The sequence below is a fragment of the Ruegeria sp. CDSC045 genome (assembly GCF_059610725.1).
In genome coordinates this window covers 175690-195527 of record NZ_JBXWOE010000004.1, presented here as the reverse complement: position 1 = coordinate 195527, position 19838 = coordinate 175690, and the positions used below count along the sequence as shown (strand labels likewise).

18 protein-coding genes and 2 pseudogenes are annotated in these 19838 nt (G+C 54.3%); 16 read left to right on the top strand and 4 right to left on the bottom strand.

Features of this window, described 5'->3' with window-relative positions:
• The first annotated feature begins 3 nt into the window (after positions 1-3).
• From AC2FH6_RS10240 to AC2FH6_RS10205, 8 genes and pseudogenes are all read left to right on the top strand, one after another.
• Positions 4-924 carry a sugar kinase gene (locus tag AC2FH6_RS10240; RefSeq protein WP_496702391.1) on the top strand — a complete coding sequence of 307 codons (921 nt, stop codon included), beginning with the start codon at positions 4-6 and terminating at the stop codon, positions 922-924.
• Positions 925-955: 31 nt separating this feature from the next.
• Positions 956-2191, top strand: a complete 1236-nt coding sequence (gene uxuA, locus AC2FH6_RS10235) for a mannonate dehydratase (protein ID WP_496702389.1) — start codon at positions 956-958, stop codon at positions 2189-2191.
• Positions 2192-2477: 286 nt separating this feature from the next.
• Positions 2478-2915 (top strand): annotated as a pseudogene (locus AC2FH6_RS10230) (TRAP transporter large permease subunit).
• Complete coding sequence (locus AC2FH6_RS10225; RefSeq protein WP_496702387.1) at positions 2912-3562, top strand: TRAP transporter large permease subunit; 651 nt, start codon at positions 2912-2914, stop codon at positions 3560-3562. The pseudogene AC2FH6_RS10230 and the gene AC2FH6_RS10225 overlap by 4 nt, the downstream one beginning before the upstream one ends.
• 389 nt (positions 3563-3951) lie before the next feature.
• Entirely contained in the window at positions 3952-5979 is a 2028-nt protein-coding gene (locus AC2FH6_RS10220; RefSeq protein ID WP_281995475.1) for an NADH:flavin oxidoreductase, read from the top strand.
• 478 nt (positions 5980-6457) lie between these two features.
• Positions 6458-7483, top strand: coding sequence for an ABC transporter substrate-binding protein (locus tag AC2FH6_RS10215; RefSeq protein ID WP_142637631.1), 1026 nt, complete (start codon positions 6458-6460; stop codon positions 7481-7483).
• Positions 7484-9700: an ABC transporter permease gene (locus AC2FH6_RS10210; protein ID WP_142637633.1), complete on the top strand. Its 2217-nt coding sequence runs from the start codon at positions 7484-7486 to the stop codon at positions 9698-9700.
• Complete coding sequence (locus AC2FH6_RS10205; protein WP_496702384.1) at positions 9697-10770, top strand: ABC transporter ATP-binding protein; 1074 nt, start codon at positions 9697-9699, stop codon at positions 10768-10770. Before AC2FH6_RS10210 ends, AC2FH6_RS10205 begins: the two co-directional genes overlap by 4 nt.
• A gap of 575 nt (positions 10771-11345) precedes the next feature.
• Here the strand turns inward: AC2FH6_RS10205 and AC2FH6_RS10200 are convergent.
• From AC2FH6_RS10200 to AC2FH6_RS10185, 4 genes and pseudogenes are all read right to left on the bottom strand, one after another.
• Entirely contained in the window at positions 11346-12137 is a 792-nt protein-coding gene (locus AC2FH6_RS10200) for an inositol monophosphatase family protein (protein ID WP_496701367.1), read from the bottom strand.
• Between the two features lie 274 nt (positions 12138-12411).
• Positions 12412-12519, bottom strand: a pseudogene (locus AC2FH6_RS10195) (integrase); the annotation flags it as partial.
• Between the two features lie 67 nt (positions 12520-12586).
• A complete protein-coding gene (locus AC2FH6_RS10190; RefSeq protein WP_496702382.1) occupies positions 12587-12934 on the bottom strand; it encodes a cupredoxin domain-containing protein in 348 nt (115 codons plus the stop codon).
• Positions 12934-13458 (bottom strand): DUF4142 domain-containing protein, encoded by a 525-nt coding sequence (locus AC2FH6_RS10185; RefSeq protein ID WP_496702380.1) that lies wholly within the window; start codon positions 13456-13458, stop codon positions 12934-12936. The genes AC2FH6_RS10190 and AC2FH6_RS10185 overlap by 1 nt, the downstream gene beginning before the upstream one ends.
• Before the next feature lie 139 nt (positions 13459-13597).
• On the opposite strand from AC2FH6_RS10185, the gene AC2FH6_RS10180 reads away from it, so the two are divergent.
• From AC2FH6_RS10180 to ccoP, 8 genes are all read left to right on the top strand, one after another.
• Positions 13598-14551 carry an AraC family transcriptional regulator gene (locus tag AC2FH6_RS10180; protein ID WP_496702378.1) on the top strand — a complete coding sequence of 318 codons (954 nt, stop codon included), beginning with the start codon at positions 13598-13600 and terminating at the stop codon, positions 14549-14551.
• 81 nt (positions 14552-14632) lie between these two features.
• Positions 14633-15271, top strand: coding sequence for a group III truncated hemoglobin (locus AC2FH6_RS10175; RefSeq protein ID WP_496702376.1), 639 nt, complete (start codon positions 14633-14635; stop codon positions 15269-15271).
• Positions 15268-16008: a DUF2189 domain-containing protein gene (locus AC2FH6_RS10170; RefSeq protein WP_496702374.1), complete on the top strand. Its 741-nt coding sequence runs from the start codon at positions 15268-15270 to the stop codon at positions 16006-16008. The genes AC2FH6_RS10175 and AC2FH6_RS10170 overlap by 4 nt, the downstream gene beginning before the upstream one ends.
• On the top strand, positions 16009-16299 hold the full coding sequence (locus AC2FH6_RS10165; RefSeq protein ID WP_496702372.1) for a TehB family protein: 291 nt from the start codon (positions 16009-16011) through the stop codon (positions 16297-16299).
• Complete coding sequence (gene ccoN, locus AC2FH6_RS10160) at positions 16289-17908, top strand: cytochrome-c oxidase, cbb3-type subunit I (RefSeq protein WP_496702370.1); 1620 nt, start codon at positions 16289-16291, stop codon at positions 17906-17908. Before AC2FH6_RS10165 ends, ccoN begins: the two co-directional genes overlap by 11 nt.
• 6 nt (positions 17909-17914) lie before the next feature.
• Entirely contained in the window at positions 17915-18646 is a 732-nt protein-coding gene (gene ccoO / locus AC2FH6_RS10155; protein WP_496702368.1) for a cytochrome-c oxidase, cbb3-type subunit II, read from the top strand.
• Positions 18643-18810 carry a cbb3-type cytochrome c oxidase subunit 3 gene (locus AC2FH6_RS10150; protein WP_281973918.1) on the top strand — a complete coding sequence of 56 codons (168 nt, stop codon included), beginning with the start codon at positions 18643-18645 and terminating at the stop codon, positions 18808-18810. The genes ccoO and AC2FH6_RS10150 overlap by 4 nt, the downstream gene beginning before the upstream one ends.
• On the top strand, positions 18801-19673 hold the full coding sequence (gene ccoP / locus AC2FH6_RS10145) for a cytochrome-c oxidase, cbb3-type subunit III (protein ID WP_496701353.1): 873 nt from the start codon (positions 18801-18803) through the stop codon (positions 19671-19673). The genes AC2FH6_RS10150 and ccoP overlap by 10 nt, the downstream gene beginning before the upstream one ends.
• Positions 19674-19838: the final 165 nt, after the last annotated feature.

Genomic DNA, 19838 nt, shown 5'->3' with positions numbered 1-19838 from the left:
GATATGCGTGTACTGGCAATCGGCGAATGCATGGCAGAACTTGCCCCATCTGAACGGTTTGGTGAATTCAAGCTTGGTTTTGCGGGCGATACCTTCAATACAGCATGGTATCTTGCACAAATCGCCGCAGATATCGACGTCAACTATCTGACGGCTGTCGGAGATGATGCGATTTCGCAGGATCTGCGGGCGTTCATGAAAGACAGCAGGATATCCGACACGCACGTCCAAGTCATTTCGGGCAAAACGATTGGGCTATATCTCATCCATCTCAGCAATGGTGAGCGCAGTTTTTCATACTGGCGCAGCGACTCTGCCGCCAGGCAACTTGCGGTCGACGAGATTGCACTCGGGCGGGCAGTTAAGGGCGCAGACTTAATCTACTTTTCTGGAATAACCCTCGCTATTCTCGATCCACAATCACGCGAAATGCTGTTCGATGCGTTGCGTCGTGCACGTGCATCCGGAACGACTGTTGCCTTTGATACAAATCTAAGACCACAGCTTTGGTCTACGCCGCAGGAAATGACAGACACAGTTATGAAAGCTGCTGCGCAATCCGATATCGTTCTGCCATCTTATGATGACGAAGCCGTATGGTTCGGGGACGGCGATTCAATTGCGACGCTGGATCGGTATGCAAAGGCTGGTGTCGATCAGATTGTCGTCAAGAACAGCGCGCAGCCTGTGGTTTTTCAAAAAGCAGGTCAACGTGGAGAGGTAGGCGTTGATCCAGCGAGGGGCATTGTCGATACCACTGCGGCAGGGGACAGTTTCAATGCAGGTGTCTTGGTAAGCGTTGTTAGGCAGGATGATTTGGCAACAGGCATACGCAAGGGGTGTCGTCTGGCAGGCCATGTCGTCCGTCACAAAGGCGCACTCGTCCCGGTTAACTTAGATCTTGGTAAGGATGAGATGGGTTAGTGATACCTCTTGATCAAGGAGTAGCAAGATCATGAAACAGACTTGGCGCTGGTTTGGCCCTTCTGATGCGATCTCCATTGGCGAAATCAGGCAAACCGGTGCAACCGGCATCGTCTCAGCCTTGCACCATGTTCCAACAGGAGAGGTTTGGTCAGTCGAGCACATCAAAGAGCGGCAGCAACAGATTGAGCAGCCCGGAGGCGTTCCATCTGGATTGACCTGGGACGTTGTTGAAAGCGTTCCGGTGTCCGAAGCGATCAAATCGCAAACCGGCCCGGTAAGGCAACACCTTGAAATGTACAAGGAAAGCCTACGTAATTTGGCCGAATGTGGCATTCACACAGTCTGCTACAACTTCATGCCAGTTCTGGATTGGACGCGCACAGACCTGAGCCATCCGCTGCCACATGGTGGGCACGCAATGCGGTTTGATCTCTTGGATTTTGTCATGTTCGATTGTTTCATCCTATGCAGGCAACGCGCGGAGCAAGATTATTCAGCGGTGATCATAGAAGCCGCACGGGCCCGGTTTGCAGATCTGGGTGATGGAGATCGCCTGAAACTGTCGAACAATATCGTCGCTGGTTTGCCGGGGGCGAACGACAATTGGTCTCTTGAGGACGTGAAACGAAACCTCGACGCATATGTTGGCGTGACGCCCGAAACCCTCCGCTCCAACCTGGTTGATTTCCTTTCCGAGGTTGTTCCAACGGCCGAAGACCTCGGCGTCCGGCTCTGTTGCCATCCAGATGACCCACCTTTTCCACTGCTTGGGCTTCCACGGGTCATGTCGTCGCAAAGTGATTACGCGACCGTGTTGGATGCCGTTGACAGCCCGGCAAACGGAGCAACGCTATGCACCGGGTCATTGGGGGTTGCCGAAGACTTCGACCCAGTATCCTTCATTGCTCAGCACGGCCATCGGATCCACTTTGTACATCTTCGCAATACCGTGCGGGACGGTTCAAGCGACCGCAATCGCCATAGTTTTTCCGAGTCTGAACATTTGGCAGGAGACACAGATATGGTTGCAACAATTCGCGCCTTGATGGTCGAAGAAACGCGGCGCCGCAATCAGGGGCGATCAGATTATGAGATTCCCATGCGCCCGGACCATGGCCACGCTTTGCTGAACGATCTCACTCGTCCTTCCCAGCCCGGCTACCCGCTCATAGGCAGAATGCGCGGCCTCGCCGAACTGCGCGGTGTTATGCACGGTTGCACTTTGATTTCACCTGGGTCCGATGCCAATATTCGCGGCATTTAAGCGAGCGTCTGCTCCTCCGGACAGATCAGACCTTTTGCCGGGCTTGATGATACCGGTATGTGATCAGAAGACGATAGTAACCTATCGGCAGAAGTCCGCTTTGTCCGCAGTGCGTAAATTCAGTCCCTGATCCTTGCTGCACTCTGCATGAATGGCGGCTTTTCCCGCTGCCCGACAGCACCATACTTTACGCTACCGCAGCATTTCCCACGCCGCGAGCGCACGCAGCATGAAAACCGGACTCACAAAATGGGTTCATTGCTGACGTTCTCTGCATACACGATCAATGGCTGCTATTGGGCAAATTAAGGACCTTTACGATGCAGCAAATGCAATGGTCGGCCATTTGCGTTGTGGACTTGGGGTCGCCACGATCCTCTCCTGCACCTATTCGCAGCCATTTCCGGTTCGTCTGTAGCCACAGCACTTAACTATTGGCTCGACCGCTATCCCGCAGATGAAGCGCTTCAACTACAGCCCCAGCTATTCCTACGGTGTGATTGCAGCGGGCGGTACGCTCGGGATTCTAATTCGTCCCTCTGGGCCTCTTATTCTCTATGCCATTGTAACCGAGGCCTCGATCGGAGCTCTTTTCCTAGCCGGGTTGGTGCCGGGTATCATGACGGCTGTCATATTCGCGGTTTGGGCGATGGTCAGCGCTGGGTTTGGGGCACAGTTGTCTCTCAACCATTTGCAGGTATGGGCGTTATTTGGTCACGTATGAGACAGTCGATCTGGGCCTTGTTGATGCCACCGGTGGTTTTGGGCGGGATCTACCTCGGAGTATTTACTGCCACTGAAGCAGCTTCTATTGGCTGCCTTTACGCGCTGTTCATCAGCGTAGTTGTTTACCGCAATTTCGGTCTGAACGACCTTTGGGTGACTGCGTTTGAGACTGTAGGCACAACGGCGATGCTGTTCATGATCCTGGCTGCTGCGGCGCTGTTTGGTCACGCCGTAACCATTATTCGCCTGCCCATAGAGATCGTCGAACAAGTGACGGCAATGGGCCTCAGCCCCGCCATGTTTGTCGTAGCCGTCATGCTACTCATTCTGGTGCTGGGCATGTTTTTGGAGACCATCTCGATCATCCTGATCACGACGCCAATCGTTTTTCCTGTCATGCTGGCATTGGGGATCGATCCAATTTGGTACGGCATCCTTCTAATGATCAACCTCGAACTTGCGCTGATCACACCTCCCGTGGGGATGAATCTCTTCGTCATCAAGGGCATTGCCAAAGCCCCTTTGTACGAGGTCATTCGCGGCGCCTTGCCATATGCAGCGCTAATGCTGCTGGGCCTGATCCTCGTCTTTGCATTCCCATCTTTATCCACGTGGCTTCCCGAGGCGGCGGGGTTCGGCGGCTAAGCAACGCGTTCATGAAACTCCTTGAGTATTACCCTTTTCATCCTTAACGCCATGTCTCAATAGGATTGGACCCCATGGCTAGGGCTCATTTGAGACTCTAACCGTATACTTTCTGGGTCAGAAATGCCCAATGTTTAGGTTAGAATTGAATGACGTGATCCTCCGACTCATTGAGGTTTTGGCTGTCAATTGAGTCAAAGGTCAGTGGCGTTCCACATTTCTTGGTGTGGTCGTCATTTTGTGGATCAGTGTCGGAAAAAGTGAACTCTCTCCCCGTATTTCCCAAGTAGCATACCTTTGACAGCGAACGTTGTCAGTCACAGAAGCTGTCAAACGGGCCCGACCCGGAGCAGTTTTTAGACCGGTGTCGTTACCGAAGGGAGTTGGCCATGGCGAAACTACTTGATCCGTTTCAGCTCAAGCACCTGACGCTGCGCAACCGTATCGTCAGCACCTCTCACGCGCCCAATTACGTCGAAGATGGTCATCCGCGAGACCGTTACAGGCTGTATCACGAAGAAAAGGCCAAGGGTGGCGTCGCCCTGACAATGATCGGAGGATCGACGAATATCGCTGCCGACAGCCCCTCGGTATTCGGCCAGCTTTATGCCGGCGACGACAGTATCGTTCCCTGGTTTCGGAAGCTCACGGATGGTGTGCACCTGCATGGGGCCGCTATCATGTGTCAAATCACTCATATGGGACGCCGCACTGCTTGGGATGATGGGCATTGGTTACCGGTTATTGCCCCGTCCGGCGTTCGCGAACGCGCACACCGCGCCTTTCCCAAAGCAATGGAACAAGAGGACATTGAACGAGTGATCGGCGATTATGCCGCTGCGGCGCGACGTTGTCAGCAGGGCGGGTTCGATGGGATCGAGCTTCTGTCCCACTCGCATTTGCTGGGCCAGTTTCTGTCTCCGCTCACCAACCAACGCGACGATGCCTTTGGTGGAACGTTGAAGAACCGCATGCGCCTGACCCTGCAGGTATTGGATGCGGTGCGCGCAGAGGTCGGTCCGAAGTTCATACTGTCCATGCGCATCACCGGCGATGAGTTGATTGAGGGCGGGCTGAGCGCCGAGGACTGCATTGCCGCCGCCCGGATGCTGGAAGATAGTGGCCATGTCGACCTGCTCAACATCCTGGTCGGGGCGCCCTACGATGACCTTGGCCTTGCTGAATGGGTGCGTCCTATGGGTCTGCCAGCCGCTCCGCATATTACTGTGGCCGGACGCATCCGCGAAGCCGTCAACCTGCCGATTCTGCATGCAGGCGGCATCGCAGACATTGCAACGGCTCGCCACGCGGTCACAGGCGGCCATGTCGATCTGGTCGGCATGACGCGCGCCCAAATGGCTGATCCTTATTTGGTGGCAAAACTGGCACGCGGGGAAGAGGATCGTATCCGTACCTGTGTTGGCCTCGGGTATTGCGTGGACCGGGTCAATCAGGGCAAGCCCGCCGTGTGCGGACACAATGCCGCCACCGGGCGGGAGCAAACTTTACCCCATGTCATTCCTGCCAGCCGCACCCGAAGGAAGGTGGTTGTCGTCGGCGGCGGACCTGGCGGGCTGGAGGCAGCGCGGGTCAGTGCCTTGCGCGGTCACGATGTGGTTTTGTTCGAGGCGTCAGATCGGCTGGGGGGGCAGCTTGTTTTGGCAGCCAAGGGCGGGACACGCAGGCAGATATGGGGTGTTGCCGATTGGTTGATTTCCGAGGTTACCACCCTTGGTGTTGATCTTCGCATGAATACCTATGTCGAGGCCGGTGACGTGCTTAGAGAAGCCCCGGAATTAGTCATTGTTGCTACCGGAGGATGGCCCGAGCCAGTATCCATTCCGGGCGGCGATCTGGCGCTCTCCAGTTGGGAGGTTCTGTCAGGAGAAGCGCGTGTCTCGGGCGAAGTTCTATTGTTCGACGAGATTGGAGACCATCCCGCGGCAGTCACTGCCGACATGTTGGCAGGCGCTGGCCACAGCGTCGAACTTGTGACCCCCGACCGGGCGATTCTGCATGACCTTGGCCCAACGACCTCTGCCGTTGCTTTGCGCGATCTGGCAGCCAACGGGGTGACCTTTACCTGCCTCCACGAACTCCGTGCTCTAAGCCAAGAGGGAAACCGGGTGTGCGCCAGCCTGCGCAATGTCTTGACCGGTGATATCACCAAGCGTCTTGTCGACCACGTGGTTGTCGAGCAAGGTCTAATCCCGACGGACGCGCTCTATCACGATCTAAAGCCAAGTTCGCGAAACCTTGGGCAGGTTGATCACAAGGCGCTGATCAATGGTTCATTCCCGTTCAGGGAAGACGAGCCGGATGGCCAGTTCTATCTGGCCCGAATTGGTGACGCGATCGCAGGCCGCAATATGCACGCCGCGATTCTCGACGCTATGCGTATTTGCTGTTCAGCCTGAGCTGCGCTTCGAGCATTTTTCATCAGTTGCGGCGAAGGCAAAGCTGTACCTCGGCCCGCATCGAAAAACCTTCAGGAAAGCAGAAGTTCGCAGCACTCGCACAGAGACCTAGTTTGCAGACGAAAAGCAGATCTTAAGTTCGAAATACGATGCTTGCTCTACGCTGGAGGAAGCGGCCGCCTCAGCAAAGGGCTGCCTAAACAATGCGGCATCAAAATACGCTCCCGATACTCAAACTTGGTGCTGTAAACAGGCTTGGCGGTTCAATACCCAACGGTGCAAAAACCAATGCTCGTTGAATTTTCTTGCAGAACCAGCAGTACAGTGTTGAGATTGCTTCTGTCATTGGGAGGCTGGTCGGGTGTTGATCTGGCCAACGCAATTAGATCAACTAGCGACTTAGAGCGACCGCCACTAGCGACGAATTGACGAGTATCGCGCTGAAAATTTCGGCACGACACATAGGGGAGGAAAGAAATTGAAAAATCTGACAACGACGCTGGCGGGATCGCTGATAGCATTTGCGGCTTCGCTAACTGCGGCCCAAGCTGAGAAGCTGACGTTTTACTGCTCGGCACAGGAAGATTGGTGTCAACTCATGGCGCGCAGTTTCGAGGATGCCACCGGTATAGACGTCAATATGACCCGCAAGTCCTCGGGCGAGACGTTTGCACAAATTCGCGCGGAAAGTTCTAACCCTAAAGGCGATGTATGGTGGGGCGGTACCGGTGATCCCCATTTGCAAGCCGCCGAAGAAGGCTTGACGATGGAGTACGTGTCGCCGATGCGTGACCAGCTTCACGACTGGGCGATCTCGCAGGCTGAAAGTGCAGGAAACAAGACCATCGGAATTTATTCAGGCGCACTCGGCTACGGTTATAACTCCGACCTCTTGGCCGCGAACAGCTTGCCCGAGCCCGCATGTTGGAAAGACTTGCTGAAGCCCGAGTATAAAGGGCACGTGCAAATGGCAAACCCGAATTCCTCGGGCACCGCTTATACGACGCTTGCCTCGATGGTTCAGATATTTGGCGAAGACGACGGCTTTGAGTTCATGAAGGGCCTACATTCGAACATCAACCAATACACCAAGTCGGGTTCTGCCCCAATCAAGGCCGCCGGCCGGGGTGAGAACACCATCGGCATCGTCTTCATGCATGATGCGGTCAAGCAGGCCGTATCAGGTTTTCCAGTCAAGGTCGTGGCCCCATGCGAAGGCACAGGCTATGAGATCGGTTCGATGTCGATCATTGACGGCGCTCGAAATGAAGAAGAAGCCAAAAAGTTCTATGACTGGGCGCTCAGCCCCGAGGCCCAGAACCTTGCGCTTGAGGTTAACGCCTTCCAGGTTCCGTCCAACAAAAATTCGGAGACCTCTGAAAGCGCACCTGACATGAGCCAGATCAAGCTTATTGACTATGACTTCAAAAAGTACGGCTCGTCTGACGAACGCAAGCGTCTCTTGCAGAAATGGGACGAAGAGGTCTCAGTACTGCCACAGTAAGTGACTGACACCACACCAAAAACGAACCACCCGGTTCTGATCTTCTGGATTGTTGCCGGGTGGGTAGGTTTCTGCCTACTGCCATGGTTCATGGTGGAGGATGGCATTTGGTCATTCGTATGGCTGGTCGATGGATATCCGTTCGATGAAGATTATGCGCCCGCCGTTTTCCTGATCGGACAGGGCGAAAAGCTGTGGCTTACGCCGCTTTTGGTCCCGCTTACCTTGCCTTTGTTGATACTCGGCAAACCGAAGTCCGATCCACAATACGCACGTATCCTGATTTTGGCTGGTGCCTTGGGTTTTGGCTGGCTGATTGCGCAAGGGTTCTCAATTGGCATTCGCGGATTCAATTTCGACTGGATGAAGGCGCTGTTCGGAGAGCCGAAGATCCGCCAGTTCGGCATGGGATACGGCGCGATGATCTGCGCCACAGCTTTCCTGTTCCTTTTAACTCAGGGTATTGCGGCGCGCGGTGCCATCAACGGCGACGTTTTCGTCGTCAGTGCAATTGGCGGCGTAATCACCATTGTTACAATTTTCGTCTTCTTTCCAATTGCGAAGATGTTGTTTGCCGCCTTCGTTACCGAAGATGGTGCCTATTCAGTTTCGGTTTTTGCCTCGAAATTCTTTGATGACCGACTTTGGGGTTTGGGCTGTTTTGCCGGTGCCAAATGCGGCGCCGCGTGGAACTCTCTGTTTCTTGCAGTTCTTGTGGGCTTCATCACGACGGCACTTGGACTATGTTTTGCACTTGTCGTCACACGGTCAGGTTTTCGTTTTAAACGCGGGATGCGCGCGCTGACAGTTTTGCCGATTATCACACCGCCCTTCGTGATTGGTCTTGCACTGATCCTGCTGTTTGGGCTTTCCGGTTCGGTCACCAAATTTGTTGCTGAGATCTTTGGTGTGCAGCCTACGCGCTGGCTTTATGGCATGCCCGGGGTGCTGATCGCTCAGACTCTGGCATTTACGCCGATCGCCTTTCTGGTTTTGATCGGGGTGGTCGAAGGGGTGTCACCTTCGATGGAAGAGGCCGCCCAAACCCTTCGAGCCAATCGTTGGCAAACATTCAAAACCGTGTCCCTGCCTCTGATGCGCCCCGGCCTGGCCAATGCCTTCCTGCTTGGGTTCATCGAATCCATGGCCGATTTTGGCAACCCGCTTGTTTTGGGCGGGAATTTTGATGTGCTGTCGACCGAGATTTTCTTCGCCATCGTCGGAGCGCAATACGATCAGGGCCGCGCTGCTGTTCTGGCCATGGTGCTCTTGTTCTTCACACTTTCCGCCTTCTATGCGCAACGCGCGTGGCTGGGGAAAAAGAGTTATACCACCGTTTCCGGCAAGGGCGACGCGGGTGTGCACCCCTTGATGCCGCGCGGCCTTGCCATACCGGTTCTGGGCATTGCAATTGCCTGGGCAGTTTTCACTGCCGTGGTTTACGGGATGATCATCTATGGAAGTATCGTCGAACTGTGGGGCGTCGATAACTCGCTGACGTTCAAGCACTACGTCACAGCCTTTTCGGTTCGCTTCGAAGAAGAAGGTATTCGCTGGACCGGAGCCGCCTGGGACAGTTTCTGGACCACAATCACCATTGCTGCCATTGCCGCACCGTTGACGGCCGCCGTGGGGTTGGTCACTGCCTATCTGCTGACACGGCAAAGTTTTGCGGGAAAGAATGCGTTTGAGTTTGGCACGATGCTCTCTTTCGCTATTCCCGGCACGGTTATTGGCGTCAGCTATATCCTGGCATTCAACGTGCCGCCGATCGAGATCACTGGCACGGGCGTTATCCTTGTGGTCAGCTTTATCTTCCGCAATATGCCGGTTGGGGTTCGCGCGGGTATTGCGTCTATGTCACAATTAGACAAGTCGCTTGACGAGTCTTCGCTGACGCTCGGTGCAAATTCCTGGCAGACTTTCAGGCGGGTAATTCTTCCTCTTTTACGGCCCGCTATCCTAGCTGCGCTGGTTTACAGTTTTGTCCGGGCCATGACGGCGATTTCGGCGGTGATATTCCTTGTTTCAGCAGAGTATGACATGGCTACCAGCTACATTATCGGTCGGGTCGAAAACAACGATTACGGTCTTGCAATCGCATATTCCACAACGCTGATCTTCGTGATGTTGGCGGCAGTCGGGATGTTACAAATCCTCGTGGGCCGTGTTCAGATCGGGCGACGTACACAACTCGGGACAGAGAAAACGACATGACCGAAACGACTATAGCAAGTAAGGCCGCGCCTGTTCGTTTCGACGGTGTTTCGAAAGTGTTCGGCAAGGATGTGGTGGCCGTCGACAGCATCGATCTGCACGTCCAAGCGGGCAAGTTGGTGACGCTATTAGGCCCCTCGGGCTGCGGTAAAACGACGACGTTGCGCATGATCGCAGGACTGGAAATGGCGACCACGGGTCGAATTCTGATCGGCGACCGAGACGTGACCAAATTACCCGCTACCGACCGTGACGTGTCGATGGTATTCCAATCCTACGCGCTTTTTCCGCATATGAGCGTGCTAGAGAACGTCATGTATGGGTTGACCTTTTCCGGCTTTGACAAGCGCGAGTCCCGATCGCGCGCGCTGCATGGGTTAGACTTGGTTGGCCTGAAGGGCTTCGACAACCGTTTGCCAAGTGAACTCTCCGGGGGGCAGCAACAGCGCGTTGCCGTCGCTCGTGCATTGGTTTTGGAACCGCAGGTTTTGCTCTTTGACGAACCTCTCTCAAACCTCGATGCAAAACTGCGCCGCCAGGTGCGCGAAGATATCCGCGCCATTCAGCAAGATCTCGGTTTGACCGTCGTCTATGTGACTCACGATCAGGAAGAAGCCCTTGCCGTTTCAGATGAGATTGTCGTCATGCGCAACGCTGCCATCGCACAGATCGGCACGCCGCGTAAACTATATGATGCGCCGGTTGACCGGTTCGTGGCCGATTTCATTGGTGAGGCTAACCTGATCAGTTGCACTATTCTTTCCGTTAAAGGCGATTTAGCCACGATCGAAATCGAGGGCTATCAACACACGCTCCCCTCTCGTGGCCTAACGCCTGGTCCCGCAACGCTGGCCGTGCGCCCGTCACGGATATTGATTGGATCTGATATCGGCATCCCGGCCAAAGTTGCCAAGGCGACCTATGTTGGCGTGCGGATGGAGTACACTCTGGCCGGTGCCTTCGGGCAGGTATTTGCTGTGCAGGACGACGTGGACGAGCCACTGGAAATCGGCTCGGAAGTCAAAATGTCTTTTGCCGAACGTGGCCCCGTTCTGTTGCCGGAAGGGTGACGTGGGTAAACTTTTAGCCGTCTCTCAACCGGAGGTCGTCCTTGAGCCAGAGACACCGGTCACCGAATGGGGTTTGAGTGAAATTGGCCGCGCCCGAGCCGACACATTTTCACAAAGTAAGGCCATGTCTAGCGCGACAGATATCTGGTCCAGTACCGAGCGAAAAGCGTCCGAAACAGACGCTATCCTTGCAAAGCCTTTGGGGCTGGTCGCGAATTCCGAGCCTGGATTGAGTGAGAACGACCGAAGCACTACCGGATCCCTTCTTCCCTCGATATTCGAGGTCCGCCGCTGACACTTTCTTCAAGGCACCCAAGTCCAGCTTCTGCAGTTGGGAAACAGCCCATGCCGCGCAACTGCGTATCGTTCGAACAGTCCTGTCAATCGTCAAAAACCACGACAGAAGAGACTTGGCCATTTTAACCCACGGCGCGGTCGGAACACTGCTTTGATGCCATCTTGCAGGGCAGAAAATCGATCGTCGGATTGTTCAACCTGGTCTGGGCCACTTCAGGCGTGCGGATATTAATACTCTTCAACCTGAATTTGGGTCGAGCCCGATTGCCTGAACGACGTCATTCGTTCCAAGCGTCGTCGCAGATCATTTTCAAGGTCTCGAACACGGCCGGTGTACCAGCGATCACGCGACCACCGTCCCGGATCATCCCGTCGGCGTCTTGATCCTCGATCTCGCCACCTGCTTCGGCAATCATCAACTGACCGGCGAGGCAATCCCAGGCGTTCATGTGCTCTTCAATGTACCCCAATAGACGTCCCGCCGCGACATAGGCCAGCGAAAGCGCACCGCTTGCATTGCGATGATAGAGAGCGCCACGTTCGATAAGGGCCGCAATCACCGGAATGACCTTTGATGCTTCGACCCGGTTCGAATAGCCAATTGAGACGGTCCCACTTGCAAGTTCCACGCTTGAGGCAACCTGCATGGCGTGTCCATTCAAAGTGGCACCTTCGCCTCGGACCGCCACGTAAGTTTCACCAACGTTTGGCTCGAAAATTACGCCGACCTGCGTCTGACTGTCTGAGACGCCCGCTAAGACAATCGTCCAGGCCGGAATGCCATTGACGAAGTTCGTTGTCCCATCAATCGGATCGATCACCCAGTCAAAACCGCTGGAGCCAGCTTTTTCGGCGTGTTCTTCGCCATAAATCCCATCATCGGGAAAAGAGTTCATAATCTTTTGACGAATGAAGGTTTCGACGTTGCGATCCGCCTCGCTGACCCAGTCTTGTGCGCCTTTTTGATCAATGACCAAGGTGTCTCTGGAAGCAAAATACTCTAGTGCAAGCGCGCCCGCCTCTTCGGCTACCGCAACGGCGAAGTTTCTTCGTGCAATGATGTTATGCATAGGTCGGCTCGCTTCCTGCTAAATGCAACACCATCCCTAGTGGATAGGGTGTCAGAACACAAAACAGTGTTTGCCAGACAGAAATCCACTTTCTTCGAGTCACCCGAGTTTCTGTCGAAAGAATATGCCAATAAAAGCACTCATTCACTTCCGTGCAGTGAAGTCGCATATTGCTCGTGACCATCGCCGGATTTTGAGAACACTGCATCGCAGCACTTGAAGTTGCGATGACGGTCCGCATCGGGCTGCCTGCGAGAGCGGCCCAGAGATATTGTATTTCAATGGCTTCAGCAATAGCCAGGGCATCTTCAAGTTCAACACCAAGATACCTGACCGTGCTGTCCATCTTTGTGTGCCCCAACAGAAGCTGGAAGGCGCGAAGCCCAAAGCTCCATATGCTGCGCCCTGCATCATAGTCCGCTTTCGTTCAGTCGATCCAATGAGTCAAATCACATGATCACTATTGTTCCCTTCATATGTGGATGAAACGCACAGAAATATTTTGTTTCCATACCTTTAGTAACCTCAACTTTGGCGCTGACACCGTTTGGGATCTCCCCAGTGTCCCATCCGAACTCATCTGCCGTGGCCGTATGTGGCGCCAGATCTTCATTGGTCCATTGAATGGTATCACCAACAGACACGTTCAGAAGCTTTGGCGTGAATGCGAATGCTTTGATGCTGACTTCGTGGACTACTGGTTCTGCCGCCAGGGCCCGCGTTCGGGTTAAAGCGAGAACGGCCGCCGATGCGACCGCTCCAACCATTACGCGACGGCGTGAATGGGCTTTTCCCATCACTGCAGTGCCTCGACCATCATTTCGGCGTGGCCTTCATGGGCTTTAAAGATCTCAAGTCCCTGCTCGAACAGAGCCTTCACCTCGGCATTGTCGATATTGGGGATCATTGTGTTCTCCACCAGATCATTCACCGCCTGGTGATAGGCCAATTCATTGGCTGCATAAGCGGCATCAAACTCTGCTCCACGCAGCTTGACGAAGCCATCGATGATCTCTTCGGCATTGGCATTCAGCGTTTGGCTGAACGCATTGTCCTGCGCTGACGCGCCCAGTTTTTCGAGCAGGCCCAAGGCCGCTTCGTTCACGGCAGTATGGTCGCGGATCATCGTGTTTGCGAATTCATGGATGTCGGGGTTCGACGACAAAGCCAGCGCCAGATAGGCATACCGAATGTCGACGTTATCGGCCGTATAGGCAATGTGAGCGTATTCGAGATCGCTCATCTCGGCGACGTCCTGCGCAGAGGCTTGAGCGCCAGTCATGGCAAGTGCCACAGCAAATGCGGAAATCAGTTTCTTCATTTTGGAGACTCCACTGAGTGTTACGATGGCAATAGGAGTAATCCGAACCGGGAAGTGAGATATATGCGGGAACGTTCGATTTTCTGTGCAGATCGTTCAAGCTACTGTACAAAAACGCCAAATACTGCCATGAAAATGCATGCTTGATTTGCTTAGCGATATCCTTACGAAACTGTCTGTTCAAGGCGCGCTCTATTTTCGAACTTCGTTGACCACCCCTTGGGGGATTGAAGTTCCCAAGTTCAATAACGTCGCCCGATTTCATTTTGCTCATAGGGGCAATTGCCTGATCGAAGTTGAAGGATATGAAAAAGTGGTGGGGCTGGAGCAGGGCGATCTGTTGATTGTTCCGCATGGCGCGTCACACAAGTTGTACTGCGCGGCTGAAACGAGAGATGCAGTTTTGCCGCTGGACACGGTCATCGAACGGTCGGGATACACTGGGACTGGGGTTCTGGTTTACGGCGGCGACGGCGATGAACGTGACACGCAACTTATCTGCGGCCATTTTTCATTCGACCCTCATGCAAAACATATACTGTTGGAACGCCTTCCACCGATCATTCACCTCAGGAATTACGGGGAATCCGCTGGAAAATGGATGGAGGCGACACTGCGCATGATCGGAGATGAGGCCGGGGGTCTTCGCCTCGGTGGCGATCTCATTGCTTTGAAGATGTCAGAAGCCATACTTGCGCAGGCCATACGTTCGTTTGTGGAAAGTGACGAATCCTCGAGGTGGGGCTTGAACGGATTCTCTGATCACCATCTGGCTCGGGCTCTTGACGCGTTTCACAAGGATCCAAGCGCATCCTGGACGATAGAAACAATGGCGCGCATTGCAGGCATGTCACGAACAAACTTTGCCGTTCAGTTTCAGAAAAAGATGGCGATGTCGCCAATGCAATACGTAACAGCTTGGCGGCTGGAGATCGCCAAACGCTGTCTTACTGACCCATCAAGTTCTGTTTCGGATGCGGCAGAACGCGCTGGATACGCATCGGATTCTGCTTTTGCACGCGTTTTCAAGAGGGAAATTGGCCTCTCACCTGCCGGCTTCCGTCGGCAAATCAGGTTATCATCGGTGCAATAAACCGGACGGGATCTGTTGCGAAGTTTTAACTTGCCACAGTGATATCTTTGCACCGGCGGACTAAGCCGACAGCTCCTTAAATTGCCGAAACGGACAGACACCGGGCGTGATTTGTCCTTTGCGGATTATGTGAACCACTTCTATTCCGTCGAGCGTTTTGCCGTGGTTGTCGACGGCTGGGTAAAGATAGACCCACGCGCCTTTCCCCTTGATGTAGGTCGTACCATTCACACGATAATAGGTATTGACAATACCTATTATCGTGCGCAGATAGTGAGGCGTATCGTTAAGGTAGATCCGATGACTCGTACCATGCCAATTCGGCCACATATGTTTGACATCACAGCGGATGAAATCGCGACTTTGGTCAACCGGTTCTATGCGCGCATCAGAGTGCATCCTGATCTGGGGCCGGTATTTGACAGGGCAATCGAAGATTGGCCGGAACACGAAGAAAAGATCGCAGCCTTTTGGCGCGGCGCCATTCTACGAGAGACAGGCTATTCGGGTAACCCGATGCAGGTTCACCTGGCGAACTCTGAAATCCTGCCAGAACATTTTCGCCTGTGGCTCGACCTGTTCGAAGACACCGCAAAAAAAGCCCTTAAACCTGCAACCGCCGAAGCGTTCTCACATTTGGCCAGGAGGATCGGTAAGGGCTTGTCATTCGGAATTGAGAACTTTTGTCGAGAGGCTGACGCTCCGCCGGTGTTGTCATGACGGTCTCTGTCTATACCAAAGCTCAGGTCATTTCTGATCCTCCGGCACGCGTTGTCAAACGTTGGCTGCAGGCGGGCTGGGGCGACGTGAAACGCAACCCGGGATATTCCTTGCTTTACGGTGGTTCACTCGTAGTTCTGGGGTGGATTTGCGTTGCGGCCCTGATGCTCAACGATCTTGGTTGGGTTTTGTTGCCTTTGCTAGCTGGCGGCGTTTTGGTCGGACCACTTGCAACGATTGGTCTTTATTCTGTAGCAAGCGGTAAAACAGGGCTCAGAGCGGCCACGGGTCAGATTACGTTGGTGGGCGTCATACTGATGGTTTTTGCCCTAATCTGGATTCGCGCGGCCACAGTTATGTTCGCCATAGTCTACGGGCTGCGCCCATTCTCTAGCTTCGCAGATACGCTGCTTTTGCTGATTACTACGTCATCAGGATGGGCGCTGTTGATCGCAGGATCATTCGTTGGCGGGCTGTTTGCGGCATTAGGGTTTGCGGTGTCAGCGTTTTCATTGCCAATGCTGATCGACCGCCAGATCGATGGCTTCTCGGCTATGGGGCTCAGCTTTAACGCCACCACTCACAACTTCAAGCTTTGCTTGTGCTGGGGAGCCATCATCACTCTTTTGACTTTGGTTGGAATACTGTCCGGGCTACTGGGTTTGGTCGTGGTGTTCCCATTGCTCGGGTACGCGACCTGGCATGCTTATGCCGAGCTTTTTCATGGAGATGCATAAATGACCGAAGCGCTTCCAAAAGGCGTGGTGCACTATGCGACCTCGCGGTTCACGCATGAGACATTGCCAGAAAAGCTGCGCAAAGATCACAGCACCAAAGCGGGTGTCTGGGGTCAATTGGCTGTGCAACATGGGCAGCTTCTACTATGCCGGGATGACAAGGATGACCTACTTCTGGGCGCAGGGGATACTGCTGTGTTCGCACCACAGGAAACTCATTCGGTGAATCCGATTGGCGAAGTCGAGTTTGAAGTACGCTTCCACCGGCAGGAGGCGCCCGATGCAGCGTGAGAGTTTTCTTGAGGATGCTGCCGTCCTGTGTGCCCTTGCTTTGATCTTTGTCGGTGGCGTAGCCATACTTGGCTGGGGGGTTCCTACCGCCTACGTGCTGCATGGTTGGTTGATCGCAATAGCCGCTGGTTGGGGGTTGATGTGGATGATCAACCGTTTGAGCGAGGCCCCAAAGGACATCCCTTTAGAATACAATGACAAGGTCATTCGGTTTGGTGTCATCGCCGCGCTGATTTGGGCAATCATTGGGTTCACGGTTGGCGATATCCTCGCCTGGCAGTTGGCGTTTCCAGCACTGAACGGCGATATGTTCTGGTCGAACTTCGGCCGTTTGCGCCCGGTTCATACATCTGCCGTGATTTTTGGTTTTGGCGGCAACGCGTTAATCGCGACGTCGTTTTATGTGGTCCAACGTACCTCGCGCGCCAGATTGGCCAGTGAATCGCTGCCCTGGATGGTGTTCTGGGGGTACAATCTGTTCATGGTCCTTGCTGCGACCGGCTACCCCTTGGGGATCACCCAATCCAAGGAATATGCCGAACCGGAATGGTATATGGATCTGGTTTTGCTGATCGTCTGGGTTGGTTATCTTGGTCTGTACCTAAAGACGCTCTCTCGCCGGGCAGAACCGCATATCTATGTGGCTAACTGGTACTACATGGCCTTCATCGTTGTCATCGCGTTGCTGCATACGGTGAACAACCTCTCGGTTCCGGTTTCCATTGCCTATCCCAAAAGCTACTCGCTATTTTCCGGCACACAGGATGCAATGACGCAATGGTGGTATGGGCACAATGCTGTTGGCTTCCTGCTGACCGCCGGGTTCCTAGGGATGCTGTATTACTTCTTGCCCAAAGCTGTGAACCGGCCAATCTACTCTTACCGAATGTCAATTGTTGGCTTCTGGGGGATCACCTTCCTGTATCTTTGGGCTGGTTCACATCACCTTCACTACACGGCATTACCGGACTGGGTTCAGTACCTTGGCATGACCATGTCGATCATCCTGCTGGTCCCCAGCTGGGCCTCTGTGTTCAACGGAATCCTTACGATCAACGGGGCTTGGGATAAGGTCCGGACGGATCCGGCGGTCCGGTTTATGATGGTCGCGATTCTGTTCTACGGACTGTCGACATTCGAAGGGTCGTTCATGGCGATCCGTCCGGTCAATTCGCTGAGCCACTACACGGATTGGACCGTCGGCCACGTACATGCCGGCGCGTTGGGCTGGGTCGCCTTCATCACCTTTGGTGCCATGTACAAACTGGTGCCCTGGATATGGAAGCGGGACGGCGTGTATTCCTTGCGGCTGGAGGCCTGGCACTTCTGGCTCGCCCTGAGCGGGACACTGATTTACGTCGGCGCAATGTGGAACAGTGGCATCACACAATCGCTGATGTGGCAGACCTATGATGCGGATGGTGCGTTTCTTTATTCCTTCCTCGACAGTGTGATCGCGATGCATCCTTACTATGTCGCCCGTGCGATCGGGGGGCTGCTGTATCTAATCGGAGCGTGCATCGGTGCATACAACATCTACATGACGGTCAGTGGGCCGCGGCAAGCCGAGACCAGGCAATCCGGACCTTTGGTCCAGCCGGCGGAGTAGCAGCCCATGAGTACACAACACCAAAAGCTCGAACGCCACTCACTTGGCTTTGCCATGGCCATCCTGCTGGTTGCATCAATCGGTGGCATTGTTGAAATCGCCCCTTTGTTCACCATCGAAAACACGGTGGAAGAAGTCGACGGTATGCGGCCCTACACACCGCTGGAACTGGCCGGGCGCGATATCTATGTGCGCGAGGGCTGCTATGCCTGCCACAGTCAAATGATCCGCACCCTACGGTCGGACATCGAACGCTATGGGCACTACAGCCTGGCCGCCGAAAGCATGTATGACCACCCGTTCCAATGGGGCTCGAAACGTACAGGGCCGGACTTGGCGCGAGTTGGCGGTAAATACTCTGACGCATGGCATGTGGCGCATCTGGAAGCGCCGCGAGAGCTGGTGGAAGGCTCGATCATGCCTGGTTATGCGTTTTTGTCTGACGCGCGGCTGGAAACAGGCCACCTGCCCGCCTCTTTAAGAGCCATTAGCCGCGCCGGGGTGCCTTACACAGATGCTCAGATCGAAAATGCGGAAAAGGATGCTGCATGGCAAGCAGATGCCGAGCAATATTATGAAGGTGAACTGCAAGAAAGTTACGGTGAAAACGTTCAGGTCAGGGATTACGACGGGCACCCGAGTGAGTTGACGGAAATGGATGCCCTTGTGGCCTATCTGCAGGTTCTTGGCACATTGGCCGATCTGGATTCGTTAAACCTTGAGGAGGTTCAACGATGACACATGATACGGTTCTCGTTTTCTCCAAGACCTGGGGTGCAATCTACCTGCTGGTCGTCTTTCTTGCCGCAGTTGTCTGGACCTACTGGCCCTCACGGCGAAAAGTCTACGATGACGCTGCGCAATCTCCGCTGGACCATCAGGAGGATCAGCCGTGGCGCTAAAGGAAAAGGATCCGATTTCCGGTACTGATCTGACCGGCCACGAGTGGGACGGTATCAAAGAGTTGGACACACCTGTTCCCTGGGCGGCCCGATGGGCTTTGTGGATCAGTATCATCATCGCAGCACTGTTTTGGGTGTTCTACCCATCCTTCCCAGGTGCGCGCGACTATGCAAAAGGGCTGTTGGGGTATTCATCCCGATCAGAGGTTGTTGCAGAACTTCAGCAAGCGAATGCTGATCGTGAAATGACATTTGCGCCTTTTGCGTCACAGGATCTCGAAGAACTGGCCGCAGACCCAACACTGGAGGCAAGGTATAGCGCGTCGATTTCCAAGCTTTACGCTGACAATTGTGCCGCTTGTCACCGGAATGATCTGAAAGGGCAGCCTGGTTTTCCCAATCTGGTAGACGGACATTGGCTGTGGTCAGGCGCACCGGAAGAGGTTGAGGCAACCATACGCTATGGAATCAATGCGCAGCATGACGATACACGGATTGCACAGATGCTGGCGTTTGGCGCAGACGGCATGATCGAAAAGCAGCAGGTTGAAGAGGTTACAGAATTTGTCTTGGCCCTCTCTGGAAAGCAGCATGATGCGACGGCGGCTGGCGCCGGTAGATTGATCTTCGAAGAAAACTGCGCGGCCTGTCATGGCGGTGACGGGCGCGGGGGCTATGAAATCGGCGCGCCCGATCTGGGTGATGAACGCTGGATCTATGGAGGCGACCGGGATGAGATTTACCATAGCATTTATCACGGTCGGCAAGGTGTGATGCCTGCGTGGGAAGGACGTCTGAGCGACGCCCAGATTCGAATGCTCACGTTGTATCTACTGTGGAATGCAGAAGATGCACCAAGTTGAAGAAAATCCACGATTCCGAAGGGCAATGTATCTGATGATACTGGTCCTTCTGGTCGGCTACATCGGGTTCAAGGCATGGCACCTGTCCATGGCTTTCGAGGCATGGGAAGGGCAGGCGATTGTAAAGGCTGTGCCTGGCGCGGCCAAGTAACAATCAAATTATTA

Bases quoted from the DNA above. Each gene is read 5' to 3' on its own strand.
- ccoN (WP_496702370.1), top strand. From the start codon at position 16,289: ATGCAGCGTGAGAGTTTTCTTGAGGATGCTGCCGTCCTGTGTGCCCTT.
- AC2FH6_RS10225 (WP_496702387.1), top strand. From the start codon at position 2,912: ATGAGACAGTCGATCTGGGCCTTGTTGATGCCACCGGTGGTTTTGGGC.
- AC2FH6_RS10200 (WP_496701367.1), bottom strand. From the start codon at position 12,137: ATGCATAACATCATTGCACGAAGAAACTTCGCCGTTGCGGTAGCCGAA.
- AC2FH6_RS10220 (WP_281995475.1), top strand. From the start codon at position 3,952: ATGGCGAAACTACTTGATCCGTTTCAGCTCAAGCACCTGACGCTGCGC.
- AC2FH6_RS10150 (WP_281973918.1), top strand. From the start codon at position 18,643: ATGACACATGATACGGTTCTCGTTTTCTCCAAGACCTGGGGTGCAATC.
- AC2FH6_RS10185 (WP_496702380.1), bottom strand. From the start codon at position 13,458: ATGAAGAAACTGATTTCCGCATTTGCTGTGGCACTTGCCATGACTGGC.
- AC2FH6_RS10165 (WP_496702372.1), top strand. From the start codon at position 16,009: ATGACCGAAGCGCTTCCAAAAGGCGTGGTGCACTATGCGACCTCGCGG.
- ccoO (WP_496702368.1), top strand. From the start codon at position 17,915: ATGAGTACACAACACCAAAAGCTCGAACGCCACTCACTTGGCTTTGCC.
- AC2FH6_RS10190 (WP_496702382.1), bottom strand. From the start codon at position 12,934: ATGGGAAAAGCCCATTCACGCCGTCGCGTAATGGTTGGAGCGGTCGCA.
- AC2FH6_RS10205 (WP_496702384.1), top strand. From the start codon at position 9,697: ATGACCGAAACGACTATAGCAAGTAAGGCCGCGCCTGTTCGTTTCGAC.
- uxuA (WP_496702389.1), top strand. From the start codon at position 956: ATGAAACAGACTTGGCGCTGGTTTGGCCCTTCTGATGCGATCTCCATT.
- AC2FH6_RS10240 (WP_496702391.1), top strand. From the start codon at position 4: ATGCGTGTACTGGCAATCGGCGAATGCATGGCAGAACTTGCCCCATCT.
- AC2FH6_RS10180 (WP_496702378.1), top strand. From the start codon at position 13,598: ATGCTTGATTTGCTTAGCGATATCCTTACGAAACTGTCTGTTCAAGGC.
- AC2FH6_RS10170 (WP_496702374.1), top strand. From the start codon at position 15,268: ATGACGGTCTCTGTCTATACCAAAGCTCAGGTCATTTCTGATCCTCCG.